The organism is Streptomyces sp. NPDC045778 (genome assembly GCF_056431945.1).
In genome coordinates, this window is record NZ_JBWKJZ010000002.1 from 261,505 (window position 1) to 274,842 (window position 13,338).

Consider the following 13,338-nt stretch of genomic DNA (forward strand, 5'->3'; position numbering starts at 1 on the left):
TTTTGCCGGGCGGGTAATCAGGTATGTAGGTCAAGTACGCAAAAGGCGATCGCGTACGTAAGTCGGCGAAATCTTTCACGGTGTCGAGGTGAGGGCATGAGCAACCCTGGCGGGAAATGGAAAAGGCAGGGTGTCATTCCGGTCAGCAGGCGACCCTCGGAATGCCGGGTGGAGCCGATCTATGAATCACTGCTGCACAAGTGGAGTGCTCAGGGAAAGACAGTTCCGGGCCGACCCGATCAGGAGTGGCAGAAGCTCGTGGGACGCGACTTCTGGCCCCGGCCCTGAGTCGGGCCGAGCCCGGGAGGGCTGCCCCGGTGAGCAGCCCTTGAGGGCCCTCGGGGCTCCCTTTGGGTCCTTGGGGGTCCTTGGCGGGCAGCCCTGAGGAGCCCCGAGGAGGCCTTGGCGAGCCCTAGGGGAACCCCCACAGCACAGCGGGCCGCCGAGGAGAGCGTGGCGGCCCGCTGGTACCGGGGGCGACGGGCGGACGTCAGTGGTTGCCCGCGCCGTTGCCGGACAGGACGGGGATGTCGTTGAGGATGTGCGACAGCGGCTCGTCGCCCTTGGCCTGCGTCGAGTTCTCGACGCACTGCTGGTTCTGCGGCGCCGACAGGATCGGGATGTCCTGGACGGCGATCGGGACCACGCCGACGAGCGAGCCGACGTTGGCCTTGGCCGGCAGGCCGATGCAGGGCTTGTTGAACGAGCCCTGAATGAGCGCCATCTGCGGGCTCATGTTGCCGTGCGTGGCGAAGTTGCCGAACGCCTGCTTGGCGTCGTTGCCGCTCATCGAGTGCGTGCCGTGGTCGTTGCCGATGGCGCTCGCGGTGGGCGCGAGCGCTGCGGTCATACCTACTGCGGAAGCGGTGACCGCGGTCGCGGTCATAACCTTCTTGAGCACAGGATTTCCCTTCTGATGAGCCCCGTCTCAGCCCCTTCCAGGAGCACTTTGGGTAACTGTCGCTATGGCCAGTGGTTGCTCCGGTTCACCCGGATGGCGCACGTGCGGGATACGAAACTCGTACTTCCCTGCAGAAACAGCGGATTGCAGAAGAAATGACAAAAGGACAAGGGTGGTGCGATCAGCTGATTTCTGTGCTGCGGACGCGTTGTCAGGTGCGGTGTCGAGTTCCCTCCGGGAAAAGGATCCGATGGGGTGAACATGCGCAACCGTCCACCTGGTTGGCCTGTTGAACCGGGCTGAAGCAAGCCGTGTCTCTGTCCAGGAAAAGGAACAGGAAATGCTTAAGAAGTCAATGGCAGCGGCCGCGGTCGCCGCGTCCGTCGTCGGAATGTCTGCCGCCGCCGCGCCCACCGCGCTGGCCATTGGTGACGACAACGGCACCCACTCGATGAGCGGCAACGACGCCAAGTCGGCCTTCGGTAACTCGTCCACGCACGGCAACATGAGCCCGCAGCTCTCGGCCGTCCAGGGCTCGGTGAACAAGCTGTGTGTCGGCCTGCCGGTCAAGGCCAACATCGGCTCGATCGTCGGCCTGGTCCCGATCGCCGTCCAGGACATCCCGATCCTGTCGGCGCCGCAGAACCAGCAGTGCGTCGAGAACTCGACGCAGGCCAAGGGCGACGAGCCGCTGTCGCACATCCTGGACGACATCTCGGCGCTGTCCGGCAACGGTGTGAACAACGGCTGATCCGCCGCGTGACCCGGGCCGCCCGGGCCGTCCAGCCCGATATTCGGGGTCGGCGGCCCGGGCGGCTTTTTATGGGCGGCGAGGGCCCAACTCTCCTTTCTTCAGGGTGCATTGGGGCGCTGAGTCAATCGAGTGAAATTCCTCATCGTGTCAATATCGCGGTTGCTTCGTCCGGCGTCACTCGTTAACAGGGCTCAGGTCACGGTGCGGGAAGCAAATATTGACCGCCCGGTTTCGACCGCCGTATAGGCGTGACCCGACAGAAGGGAAATGTTGTGAAGCTCAAAAAGAGCGCGGCCATTGTCGCCGGCGCGGTTCTGGCTCTGGGTATGGCTTCCCCGGCGTTCGCCGACGCCGACGCCAAGGGTGGCGCGCACGGCTCCCCGGGTGTGCTGTCCGGCAACGTCATCCAGGTTCCCGTCCACGTTCCCGTGAACGTGTGCGGCAACACCCTCGACCTGATCGCGCTGCTGAACCCGGCGTTCGGCAACACCTGCGTCAACGACTGACGCAGCCAGCCCAGCTGTTCAGGCTGCGCCTTCGCCGGCCTTGGTCTACCGCATGGTGCCAAGGCCGGCTCCACCGCACAGAGGAAGATCACTAGATTGCGACAGGCCCTCAGTAAAGGAATGCTCTCCGCCGCCGCGGCCTCGAGCATCCTGTCTCTGTCTGGCACCTCCGCCCTCGCGGCTGACGCGAGCGGAGCGGCCCACGGTTCTCCCGGCGTTCTGTCGGGCAACAGCGTGCAGGCCCCGGTGGAAGTGCCGGTGAACGTCTGCGGCAACACCGCCGATGCTGCGGCAGGCCTCAACCCGGCATTCGGCAACAACTGCGCGAACACGGGGCGGTCGGACGCACCCGAGCGTGCCGCCGCCCGTGCGCAGCAGCCGCCCGCGGCGCCCGCCCGCGAGGCCGCCAAGCCCGCCCGGGAGGCGGCGAAGCCTGCCCGGGCGACCACGGCACCCGCACAGGAGGCCGCCAAGCCCGCCCGCAAGGCGGCGAAGCCCGCGCAGGAGGAGGCGAAGCCTTCCCGGGAGGCCGCCAAGCCCGCACAGGAGGCCGCCAAGCCCGCCTCCCCGAGGCCCAAGGCGGCGCCCCCGCGGGAGCGCAAGTCGTCGGTGGCGCCCGCCTATGGAGAGCACGCGGGTGCGTCCGACCGGGCGGACCGCTCCTCCCACCGCCCGACCGTGCCCCCGGCCCCGCGGAAGGAGTCCCAGCCGCAGAAGCCCCAGTCGCAAGAGTCCCGACCGCAGGCGTCCCCCCGGCACGCGGCCCCGAAGCACGCGGCCCCGAAGCACGCGGCTCCGAAGCACGCGGCTCCCCGTGCGCAGAGTCCACAGACCCCGGCGGTCAAGCCGGCCGCCAAGCACGCCGCCAAGCACGCGGCCAAGCCTGTCCCCAGGCCCGCCGCGGAGTCCGTCTCCAAGCCCGCCGCCACGCCGTCGTCCCCGGCGCCCCGGCCCACCGGTTCGGGAGCCACGGCCACGGGTGAGGCCTCGCACTCGCCCGGTCTCCTGTCGGGCAACCTCGGACAGGTGCCTCTGGAGCCCGTGCTGAACCTCTGCGGCAACACCGTGGACGTCGTCGCGGCCCTCAACCCGGTCTTCGGCAACCACTGCGAGGTGGACCTGACCCCCGCCCCGCCGAAGGAGCACACGCCGGTGCCCCCGCGCGGGAAGCCGCCGGTCCGCCCCGCAGAGCCCACGGTGCCGGAACCGAAGGCTCCGCCCCGGTCGGTGACCCCGCCCAAGGCTCCCGAGCCGGTGCGCGAGGCCCCGGCCGCGCCGCCCGCGACCGAGGTCGACGTCGTCCCCGCCCCCCGGGCCCAGCTCGCGCAGACGGGCGCGGAGCCGGGGCTGCTCGGCGCCGCCGCGGCCAGCGCCGGACTGCTCGCCGCCGGCGCGGTCCTCTACCGACGCGGTCGCGCCACGGCCCGCCCGTAGCAGGCGTACGCCGACGGGCCCTGCCCGCCGACAGCCGGACGTACCCGACTGACCGTCGCCACGTGAAGCGTGGGACGCCGACCCCGACCGGGTCCGCGCCCCGCGCTTCACGTGTTTCCGCGGCCGCTCAGCCTCCCCGGCGGCCGCTCAGCTTCCGAGCCGCTCCGGTTCCCGTACGTCCGTCCGCGACGCCGGCACGGCGCGTACGGAGACGCGCTCACGCAGACGTCGTACGACATTGCGGCCCCAGAGGCTGCGCAGGGCCGTGCCGGGGGCGCGGTCGTCCGGGGCGTGCCAGGCCAGCTCCCGCGCCGCGCTTTGGCGGGGAAGGAGCGCGGTGAGCGGGGCGTAGTTCTCCACCAGGAAGGTGCGGCCGGGCAGGGGGCGTGGCGCGGACAGGGGGCGGTGCGTCAGGTCCAGGTGCAGCGCGCGCACCACGTCCAGCTCGGCGCCGTCGGCGAAGAGGCGGAACTGGGCGCCGGGGCGCGGGTTGAAGTCGAGCAGGTGGTACGTGCCGGTCGCGGTGTCCTGGCGGAAGTCGAGGTCGAAGACGCCCCGGTAGCCCACCGCCGCCATGAGGCGCGCGGCGAGTGCCTCAAGGGCGGGGTTGGGCACCCACTCGCCGTGCACGGTGATGCCCGCGGCCCGGGGCCAGGCGCGCAGCTTGCGGCCCGTGCCGCCGCCGTGCACGCGGCCGTCGCGGCCCACATAGCCGTGCACGAACCAGTCGGCGCCGCCGCCCGCCGCCACGAAGGCCTGGAGCAGCAGTGGACTGCCCGCCTCCGCGCCGCGCTCGAACAGGGCCGCGGCCTCGCCGGCGGAGCGGACGACCACCGTGCTGTGCAGGCCCGCGCCGCGCGGCAGGCACCAGGGGCGGCTCCACTTGGCCACCGCCGCCGGGCCGAGGCTGCGGGCGACCGCCGCCGCCCGGACCGCCGAGTCCGGCAGCTCCGTCCTCGGGTGCGGCACCCCGGCGGTCGCGCACAGCTCGGCGAGCGCCGCCTTGTCCGCCACGCTCTCCGCCGTACCGGACGCCATCGCGGGCAGCAGGAAGCGGTCGCTCAGCTCGGTGCGCAGGGCGCTGACTGCCAGTGAGCCCGCGTCGTCCAGGGGGATGAGGACGGCGGGCCCGCGCAGGGTGGCGGCGACGCGGAGCAGCACGGTGGCCACCTCCGCCGGGGCCGCGGTGGGCGCGGGCGGCGGGTGCATCCGGTGCAGATAGCGCGAGTGGGCCACCGGGCTGTGCGCGTCGGCGGCGACCAGGTGTACCTCCACTCCCGCACGCCCGAGGGAACGCACCGCGCCCAGCGTTCCGTGGTGGAAGGGATTCCTGTCGATCCGCAGCAGGACCGCAGGGATGCGTGTATCCAGACGCTGCACTTTCGCCCTTACTGTTCGATCGCCCAAAGGGGCGATCTGCCGGCGCGGAGGATTAGAAGCTCGATTGGCGCAATAAACATAAAAATGACTGAGCGTCAGTAGGCGGAGGCGGAATCGAGGAGCAGGCATGAGGACCCGACACAGTCACCGACGCGGGAAACGCGCGGTCTTTATCGCCGCCGGAGCCATTATGTCGGCCGTGCTGGCCACCGGGCCGGGATACACGGTGGATCTCCAGCGCGCCGACGAGCCGCCGCCCGCCACCCCGGTCCCGGCTGCTCCGGCGACACCCAAGACCCCCGGCACCCCGGAGGCCCCCGGGGTGCCGGAGACCCCCGCGACCCCTGCCGGCCCCGTACCCGCGAGCCCCGCTGCCCCGCGGCCGCCCGCCGCTCCCGCCGTGCCCTCGCCCGCCGAGGCCGCCGAGCCCGCCAGGGCGGGCATCTTCGGCGCGTACGTCGACTACGGCTCGCGCGGCCCCCGCCGCATCCAGGAACTCAGCGAGTGGCTCGGCGGCGCGAAACTGCGGGTCGGACACACGTATTTGCCGGGGGACCAGTGGAGCAACATCGAGGGCGCTCCCACCTTCCTGGAGAGCTGGGCCGACTGGCGAAAGGAGCGGGAGGACCGGCTGTTCGTCCTGAACGTGCCGATGCTCGACCGCAACGAGGAGGGCGTCGGTGACTACGAGGTGCGCTCGCTGCTGCGTCGGGGCGCGGCGGGCGAGTTCGACGAGCACTACCGGGTGCTCGCGCGGCGCCTGGTCGACCTCGGGGTGCCGGACACGGTCCTCGTCCTCGGCTGGGAGATGAACGGCATCACGTACACGCACCGGTGCGCTCCCGACCCGGAGTCCTGGAAGGCGTACTGGAAGCGCATCGTCACGGCCATGCGCGCGGTGCCGGGGCAGAAGTTCAAGTTCGACTTCACGCCCAGCCGCGGCCGTGACGCCATCCCCTGGACCGAGTGCTATCCCGGTGACGACGTCGTCGACATCATCGGCATGGACTCGTACGACCAGCCGCAGGGCATGCCGTTCGACGAGCAGGTGAGCGAGCCGTACGGGCTCCAGCACCACGTCGAGTTCGCGGCACGGCACAAGAAGGCCATCTCGTATCCCGAATGGGGCCTGTTCCGCAACGGCGACAACGCGGAGTACATGCGCCGCATGCTGGCCTGGATGGACGAGAAGCAGCCGCTCTACAACACCATCACGGACTACTGCCCGCACGGCGTGTGGCAGTGCTCCAGCAACCCCAAGTCCTCGCGGGTCTACCGTGAACTCCTCACCGGACGCGGGGACACGCCGCCGAAACCGACCGAGCCGACACCCAAGCCGACCGAGTGCTCGCCACTGGACCTCGGCGACTGGGTCGAGTACTGGCTGGGAGGCAAGCTGTGCCTGCGCTTCGACTGGTGGCGCAGGGACCGCTGAGGCGGGCCGCACAGTCGGTCGCGGTGGCGCGGACCTACTCGGGGGCCGCGTCACCGCGACGCTCACGCCGGGCGTCGAGCAGCCGCTTGCCCCAGCGGCGCCCGGCCGCCGCGGTGGCCGCGGCGGCGAGCAGCGGGGCCGTGCCGGTACGGGCCAGCAGGTAGCGGCGGTTGACGACCGGCTCGGGCCGCCAGTGCCGCTTGTACGGCTCGGTGCCGCGCAACAGGCTGAGCGTGCGGGGCCGTTCGCCCGCGGTATGCCGGGTGCAGGCCTCCAGGAGCATGGTCGCCACGTCCGCCTTGCGCTCCCGCAGCAGCGGATGCGCGCCGTACAGATAGCCCCCGGCCAAGCCGCCGGACAGGAGCGTCAGGTCCGCCGCCATCACCTCACCGTCCAGGCGGAACTCGGTGACGACCGCCTCACCCGCGGCCACCATGGGCCGCACCGAGCGGATGAGGTGCTCGCGGAAGCGGGGACGCAGGTGCTCGGTGGTCACCTTCCGTCCCTGCCACTGGAGTTGGTGCAGGCGCAGCAGCGTGTGCAGGGACTCCGGCACGTCCTCCGGGGGTACGACACGTGACTCCACGCCGATCTTCGCGAGTTTGCGCAGCTTGGCGCGGACGCGCTGGGCCCGGGGCGCGGGCAGCCGGGCGAGCAGCTCCTCCATGGGCAGCGGGGGCAGTTCGAGGCACGGGGAGTCGTCCACGACGTGGCGCGGCCCGCGCCAGCGCGCGTGCACGCGCTCCAGGCAGGCGCCCGGACGCACCTCGCGGAAGTCGAGCAGCGCGCCGCGCGCCAGACCCGCGAGGCCCTCGGTCAGGGCGCGCAGGCCGTCGTCGCCGGCCGCTTCGTCGAGCAGTACGTCGGTGAAGTCGGAGATGGCGCCGCCGAGCGGGGTGAGCACGGGCAGCGGCCCGCGCGCCCGCATCAGGGGGGCCGCCGCGACCAGCCGCTCACCGTCCCGGACCAGCAGGACCCGCAGCCGCCCCCGGGTGCCGTACGACTGCCACCAGGAGGACAGCCAGGCGTGGCTCTGGAACGGTGTCGCCGCGTGGCACGCCCGGTAGAGCCGGCCCCACGCCGTGCTCACGCGCTCGAACTCCTCCTCTCGTACGCAGAGTTCGACTGTCATGCGGCCGTCCCCCGCCGTCACACCGCGTCCCCGGCCAGGACCGGAGCCGGCGCGGGCACGGCCGCCGTCCCCGCTCGCCCGGCGGGGCGCCGGGGCCTGACGAGGAGGGCGAGTCCGCCGACAAGGCCGCCCGCGCTGGTGCCGACCAGGGCGCTCACCGGCGTCGACACCGACGAGGGCGCGGTGGGCTTCAGCGCGCGTGAGAACGGAAGCAGCTTGATCTGGGTGCTCTTCTTGGCGTGGTTGGCGCTGACGGTGAGGGAGCGGGCCACCGCGTTGGCGGTGAGCGCGGCCTCGCCCGGGTGGGCCGATGACGCGGTGATGGCGATCATCGGCGCGTCCGGCGACGTCGCCACGCGCACGCTGTCCTTGAGTCGGGTGGCCGACATGCCCGCCGCGACCTGGGCGTCGCCGAGGACGGCCAGCTGGGTCGCGACCCGGCCGTAGGCCTGCGCGTAGCCGAGAGCCGCCGACGGGTCCGTGCGGTCCTGCGGTACGGCGATGACGTAACTGGTCGCCGTGTACTGCGGGGTGTGCAGGACGCCGTACGCGCCGCCCGCGGTGGCGCCGAGCAGGGCGCAGGCGGGCAGCGGCCACCACCGGGGCAGCCGGGCCAGTCGGGCGCGCGCGTCACCGAGCCGGGCGGGGAAGGGGTTAAGCATCGAAGGTCACCTCCGAGGTCGAGCCGGAGAGGGCCGACTCGTAGACGTTCATCAGCTGCCCGGCGCTGCGGGCGATGCTGTAGTGGTGGGCGGCGGGTGGTGCCGTGCGGGGTGCCGTGCCGCGCGGGCGCAGGGTGTGCAGGGCGCGGGCGAAGGAGTCCGGGTCGCTCGCGCAGGGCATGGCGAGGCCGCGCTCGGCGCAGGGCCGGGCGTCGATGGCGGGGCAGTCGGCGTAGAGCACGGGGAGCCCGCTGGCCAGGCCCTCCAGGAGGGCGAGTCCGAAGGCCTCCTCGGGCGACGGCGAGGCGAGCGCGTCCATGGCCGACAGGAGGGCGGGCAGGTCGGTGCCGTCCGACAGGGCGCCTTCGGGCTCGTGCCGGGCCTCCCCCGCGAAGCGCACACGGCTCGTGATCCGCAGCCGCTCGGCGAGGTCCCGCAGCTCGTCCTCCTGCGGCCCCGTGCCGACGAGGACGGCCAGGACGTCGCCCGGGAGCTGGGCGACGGCACGCAGCAGCACGTCGAAGCGTTTGCCGGGCGTGAGGCGGCCCACTCCCCCGACGACATAGGCGTCGTCCGGCAGGTCCAGACGGCGGCGCGTGGTCGCGCGAGCGGCCGGGTCATAGCGGAAGCGCTCCGCGTCGATGCCGTTCGGTACGACGCTGATGCGCTGCCGGGGCACTCCCCACCGGTGCAGACGCCGGGCGACGGCGGGCGACACGGCGACGGTGACACGGCCGAGGCGCTCCCCGGCGAGATACAGGGCACGCACTCCGCCGGTCAGAGGGCGCCCCTCCATCTGCGACTCGCCCAGCGAGTGCTCGGTGGCCACCACCGCGCGGACACCCGCGAGGCGGGCGGCGATCCGGCCGTACAGACAGGCCCGGTACAGGTGGGTGTGGACCACGTCGTAGCGCCCGGCGCGGATCAGCTTGGTGAGGCGGGGCAGGGCGGACAGGTCACGGTTGCCGGACATGCCGAGGTGGGTGACGCGGGTGCCCTCGGCCATCATCTGACGGGCGACGGAACCCGGGTTGGTGAGCGTGACGACGTCGCAGCGTGCGGGCAAGTGCCGCAACATCAAACGCAGTTGCTGCTCCGCGCCGCCCATGCCGAGGCCGGTGATGACGTGCAGGGCCCTCACGGTTGCACCGCCTTGGGCGGTGTGGTCGCCGAATTCGACGGGGAGCGGGTATCGGGCGTCGCACCGGTCGGTGTTTCACGTGAAACACGCGCGGCCGTTTCACGTGAAACGGCCGCGGTCGACTCGCGGGGCCCGCCTGCGGCTGTTTCACGTGAAACATGCCCGCAGGGCACGCCTGCCGAAGCGCCTCCCGCCGTCGGCAGCGTTCTTCCCCGGGCCCTGTTGAGCCGCTCCTTCAGCCACAGCCGTACGCCGATGTCCCGCTGCCCGATGTGAACGCGCGGCAGGGTGAAGTCGCCGGTGAGCGGGCCGGAGTCGATGGCGCAGGCATAGCGGTACCCGGCCGCGCGCACCGCGTCACGGACCCGGGCGTCGACGTACCCGTACGGATAGCAGAATCCGTCCACCGGGGCACCGATGAGCTGGACGAGGGCGCTGCGGCTGCCCGCGACCTCGCGCTGGAGCTGTTCGTCGTCGGCCTGGGTGAGGTCCACATGGGTCAGGCTGTGCGAGGCGACCTCCATGCCGCTGTCGTGTGCGGCGCGGATGCCCGCGGCGCCGAGGAGCGGCTTGCGCGGGCCCAGCGGGTCCCAGGCATTGTCACCGTCCAGGCGGCCAGGCAGGACGAAGAGCGTGGCGGTGCAGCCGTGGCGGTGGAGCAGCGGCAAGGCGTGGTCCACGAAGTCCTGGTAGCCGTCGTCGAAGGTGAGGCCGACGAGCCCGTCCGCGCGGCCCTCGGCGCGGGCGCGCAGCAGCTCGGCCATCGACACCCCGGTGAAGCCGCGGCGGCGCAGCCGGGCGAGCTGGGCGTCGAGGCGCTCGGGGGTGACGGTGATCCGGTACGGATCGTCGGGGCAGCGGTCCACGGAGTGGTACATCGCGATCCACGCCCGTGTGGAGGGGGTGCGGGGGGCGGGTCTGGTGTCAGCGGTCATGACGCGAAGCCAGCTTTCGTAGGGCGGGGCCGAGGGCGGAGACGGCGGATACCAGCGGGCCGACGCGCAGGAACCAGCCCACCAGGACGAAGCTCAGGAGCACGGTCGGGCCGCAGGCCAGCAGGGCGGGCACCGGCGAGGTCAGTGAACGTGCGCAGAGCGCGCCCAGGAGCGTGGCGACGGCGGCGGCGAGGACGAGCCCGGCCAGCTCCGCGACGACCTTGGGGATGCGGATGGGGACCGTGCGCGGGCCCATGCCGCGCAGCAGCAGCGTGGCGGTGAGGCAGATGCCGATGGCGTTGGCGGCGGCGATCCCGTACACGCCGAAGGTGCCGACGCTCAGCACGCCGAGGCCTGCCGTGGCGACGATGCCGAGGCCCATCGCGTTGACCGGTGCCCAGGTGACACGGCCCCCGGCGAAGTATGAGCGGGCGAGGGCGCCGACGAGGGTGTGACCGAGGAGGCCCATGGAGTACACGCGCATGACGGAGGCCGTGGCGGCGGTGTCCTCGGGCGTGAACGCGCCGCGCTCGAAGAGGAGTTGAATGGTCGGATGCGCCCCGGCGATCACGGCGGAGGCGCCGAGCAGCACCACGCACCCGGCCATCACGACGTCCCGTTCCACGCGGTCGCGCGCCTTGAGGGTCTGGCCCTCGGCCTGAGCCCGGGCCAGGACGGGGAAGGTGACGGTGCACAGCATCAGGGCCAGGGCCATCGGCATCTGCGCGACCTTCTGCGCGTAGTTCAGATGCGAGATGGCGCCACCGGGCAGCGACGACGCCAGGAACCGCTCGATGAGGACCTGCGACTGGCGGCACAGCGCGAAGAGCAGCACGGTCCAGATGACGGTGGTCCGCAGCCGCGCGGACGCCGGTTCGGCGCGCACCCGGGCGTTGCCCGATCCGCTGCCGCGTCGCAACTGCCGCCACAGCGAAGGCACTTGCGCGACCACCATCAGCGTGCCGCCCACCGCGACCCCGGCCGCCGCCGCGCGCACCCCCCACCGCGCGGCGAGCAGGGCCAGCGTGGCGATGATGGCCGCGTTGTAGACGACGTAGATCGTGGCGGGGACGGTGTAGCGCTGGTGGGCGCGGAGGGCGGCGCTGCAGTAGCCCGCGAGGCCGAACGAGAAGGCGCAGGTCGCCGTCAGCCGCGTGCAGTCCACGGCCAGCCGCTGGTCCGGAAGGCCGGGCGCCAGGGCCGCCACCACCCAGGGCGCCGCGAGGGCGAGGGCCAGGGCGGCGGCCGCGAAGCACAGGCACATCCGGGGCAGCGACGCGGCGACGAGGGCCCGCACGGGGTCGCGCCCCGGGCCGCGCCCGCGCTGCGCGAGGGCCAGGCTGAACGCCGGGACGAGGAAGAAGGCCAGGCCGTCCTCGATGAGCAGCGTCGCCGCCATCTCCGGCACGGTCCAGGCCACCAGGAACGCGTCGGTGTCGGTCCCGGCGCCGAAGAAATGCGCGAGCGCCTGGTCCCGCGCGAGCCCGAGCAGCGAACCGGCCACGGAGAGCGCCGCCGTGACCAGCGCGGCCTTGGCGAGGAAACTGCCGCCCCGCGCGGGCCCGGCGCCGCCGGGGCCCGCCTCCTCCTCAGGGGCCGTCTCTTGTGGAGGGGCGTCGACGGGTGCCTCCCCGGGAGGCCGCAGCGCTCCCGTGTCCCCGCCCCCGGAGGCCGTGATCATGGTGCCGGCACCTCCCGCCGCCGCGTGTGGTCGCCGACCCCCCACCAGGCCGCGACCCCGATGACGACGGCCGTGAGCACCGTCGAGGGCCCGCCGATGTCGGCGTACAGGAAGTCGACGAGCTGCCACACGAGGAGGCCGCAGGCCAGGAGCGCGCAGTCGAGGCGGTCACCGGGCGCGGCGGGCAGCGCGCGCGTACGGGCCCAGCGCCGCAGCCCGCACACCAGGAGGCCCACCCAGCAGCCCGCGAGGGCCGACAGGCCGAGCAGCCCCTGCTCGCTGAGGACCAGCAGATACATGTTGTGCGGGGAGAGCAGCGGCTGGCGGGCGAAGCCCTGGCCCGCGCCCGCGGTGTCGCTGCCGGAGGAGAGCGCGACCGACGCGTGGCTGTCGCGGTACTCGGGGAAGCCCTTGAGGCCCACGCCGGTGACCGGGTGCTCGCGCCACATGGCGAGCGACGCGGCCCACATCGTGTACCGGTCGGTGACCGACTGGTCGGGCGCGTCGGCGACTTCGGTGATGCTGCCGAGGCGCTGCTGGAGCATCTGCGAGCCCACGCCGAAGCCGCCGACGAGCACCACGGCCGCGGCGGTCGCGGCGAGCAGCACCCGCAGCGCCCGCCGGATCCCGGCGAGTACCAGGACCACGCCGCAGGCCGCCGCCGTGGCGATCCACGCGCCCCGGCTGAAGGACAGGGCGAGCGGGACGAGCAGCAGGGCCGCGCAGGTGACCGCGGCGGCCCGCTGCCGGGGAGCGCCGTCACGGAAGGCAAGAGCCAGCGCGCAGACCACCCCGAACGACACCACGGTGGCCATCCCCATGACGTCGGTCGGCCCGAACGTCCCGACCGCGCGGATGTCCTCACCCATGTACGAGGCGCCCGTGCCGGTGACGTACTGGTGCACGCCGATCCCGCCCTGCCACCCCGCGAGCCCGACGAACGACCAGGCCACCAGGCGTACGTCACGGCCGTCCCGGAGCAGCGTGAGGACGGCGAGCGGCACCAGGACGAAGACCTGGAGGTAGCGGGCGGCCCCCGCGAGCGCGGCACCGCCGGTCGGCGCGGCGCACGCGGCGACCGTGACACCGACCACGGGCAGGCCGAACAGCAGCGCGGCGGCCCGGGTCAGCGGGCGCCGCGCGGAACGTACGGCGGTCAGGACGCACAGGGCCACGACGAGCCCGGAGGCCACGTCGGCGACCGTGATCTGCGGGCCGTCGCCGGAGCCGCCGGCGGGCACCGGAAGCGCGAGCAGCGCCACCACGGCGACGACGGGCAGCACGGGAGCGGCCCGCCGCACGGCGGCCGTCGGCGCGGCGAGGAACGGCGGAGCTGACGCGGGCGGCGGCGCCAGCGCGTGGTCGGCGGTGGGCACC

Annotated in this window: 11 protein-coding genes and 1 pseudogene; 4 read left to right on the top strand and 8 right to left on the bottom strand. The window is 72.9% G+C overall.

Annotated elements, in window-relative coordinates; all coding sequences use genetic code 11:
* Positions 1 to 490: 490 nt before the first annotated feature.
* Positions 491 to 901: a rodlin gene (locus AC07GB_RS03890; protein ID WP_478841605.1), complete on the bottom strand. Its 411-nt coding sequence runs from the start codon at positions 899 to 901 to the stop codon at positions 491 to 493.
* 340 nt (positions 902 to 1,241) lie between these two features.
* On the opposite strand from AC07GB_RS03890, the gene AC07GB_RS03895 reads away from it, so the two are divergent.
* The 3 genes from AC07GB_RS03895 to AC07GB_RS03905 all read left to right on the top strand — a co-directional run bounded on the left by AC07GB_RS03895 (position 1,242) and on the right by AC07GB_RS03905 (position 3,595).
* Entirely contained in the window at positions 1,242 to 1,652 is a 411-nt protein-coding gene (locus AC07GB_RS03895; protein ID WP_478841606.1) for a rodlin, read from the top strand.
* Positions 1,653 to 1,903: 251 nt separating this feature from the next.
* Positions 1,904 to 2,161 carry a chaplin gene (locus AC07GB_RS03900; protein WP_478841607.1) on the top strand — a complete coding sequence of 86 codons (258 nt, stop codon included), beginning with the start codon at positions 1,904 to 1,906 and terminating at the stop codon, positions 2,159 to 2,161.
* Positions 2,162 to 2,281: 120 nt separating this feature from the next.
* The gene (locus AC07GB_RS03905) at positions 2,282 to 3,595 is read left to right on the top strand and encodes a chaplin (RefSeq protein ID WP_478841608.1); all 1,314 of its coding nucleotides are present in this window, start codon (positions 2,282 to 2,284) and stop codon (positions 3,593 to 3,595) included.
* Positions 3,596 to 3,742: 147 nt separating this feature from the next.
* On the opposite strand, the gene AC07GB_RS03910 is transcribed toward AC07GB_RS03905, so the two are convergent.
* Positions 3,743 to 4,870: a carboxylate--amine ligase gene (locus AC07GB_RS03910; protein ID WP_478841609.1), complete on the bottom strand. Its 1,128-nt coding sequence runs from the start codon at positions 4,868 to 4,870 to the stop codon at positions 3,743 to 3,745.
* Between the two features lie 232 nt (positions 4,871 to 5,102).
* On the opposite strand from AC07GB_RS03910, the gene AC07GB_RS03915 reads away from it, so the two are divergent.
* Positions 5,103 to 6,410, top strand: a complete 1,308-nt coding sequence (locus tag AC07GB_RS03915) for a glycoside hydrolase family 26 protein (RefSeq protein ID WP_478841610.1) — start codon at positions 5,103 to 5,105, stop codon at positions 6,408 to 6,410.
* Between the two features lie 34 nt (positions 6,411 to 6,444).
* Here AC07GB_RS03915 and AC07GB_RS03920 read toward each other — a convergent pair whose 3' ends face one another.
* The 6 genes and pseudogenes from AC07GB_RS03920 to AC07GB_RS03945 all read right to left on the bottom strand — a co-directional run bounded on the left by AC07GB_RS03920 (position 6,445) and on the right by AC07GB_RS03945 (position 13,316).
* Positions 6,445 to 7,542, bottom strand: a complete 1,098-nt coding sequence (locus AC07GB_RS03920; RefSeq protein ID WP_478841611.1) for a GNAT family N-acetyltransferase — start codon at positions 7,540 to 7,542, stop codon at positions 6,445 to 6,447.
* Positions 7,543 to 7,559: 17 nt separating this feature from the next.
* A complete protein-coding gene (locus tag AC07GB_RS03925) occupies positions 7,560 to 8,204 on the bottom strand; it encodes a YveK family protein (RefSeq protein WP_478841612.1) in 645 nt (214 codons plus the stop codon).
* The gene (locus tag AC07GB_RS03930; protein WP_478841613.1) at positions 8,197 to 9,345 is read right to left on the bottom strand and encodes a glycosyltransferase; all 1,149 of its coding nucleotides are present in this window, start codon (positions 9,343 to 9,345) and stop codon (positions 8,197 to 8,199) included. The genes AC07GB_RS03925 and AC07GB_RS03930 overlap by 8 nt, the downstream gene beginning before the upstream one ends.
* A 206-nt stretch (positions 9,346 to 9,551) precedes the next feature.
* A pseudogene (locus AC07GB_RS03935) lies at positions 9,552 to 10,280 on the bottom strand (polysaccharide deacetylase family protein); the annotation flags it as partial.
* Positions 10,270 to 11,961 carry a murein biosynthesis integral membrane protein MurJ gene (murJ, locus tag AC07GB_RS03940; RefSeq protein ID WP_478841614.1) on the bottom strand — a complete coding sequence of 564 codons (1,692 nt, stop codon included), beginning with the start codon at positions 11,959 to 11,961 and terminating at the stop codon, positions 10,270 to 10,272. The gene murJ and the pseudogene AC07GB_RS03935, both read right to left, overlap by 11 nt.
* Positions 11,958 to 13,316 carry an O-antigen ligase family protein gene (locus AC07GB_RS03945; protein WP_478841766.1) on the bottom strand — a complete coding sequence of 453 codons (1,359 nt, stop codon included), beginning with the start codon at positions 13,314 to 13,316 and terminating at the stop codon, positions 11,958 to 11,960. Before AC07GB_RS03945 ends, murJ begins: the two co-directional genes overlap by 4 nt.
* Positions 13,317 to 13,338: the final 22 nt, after the last annotated feature.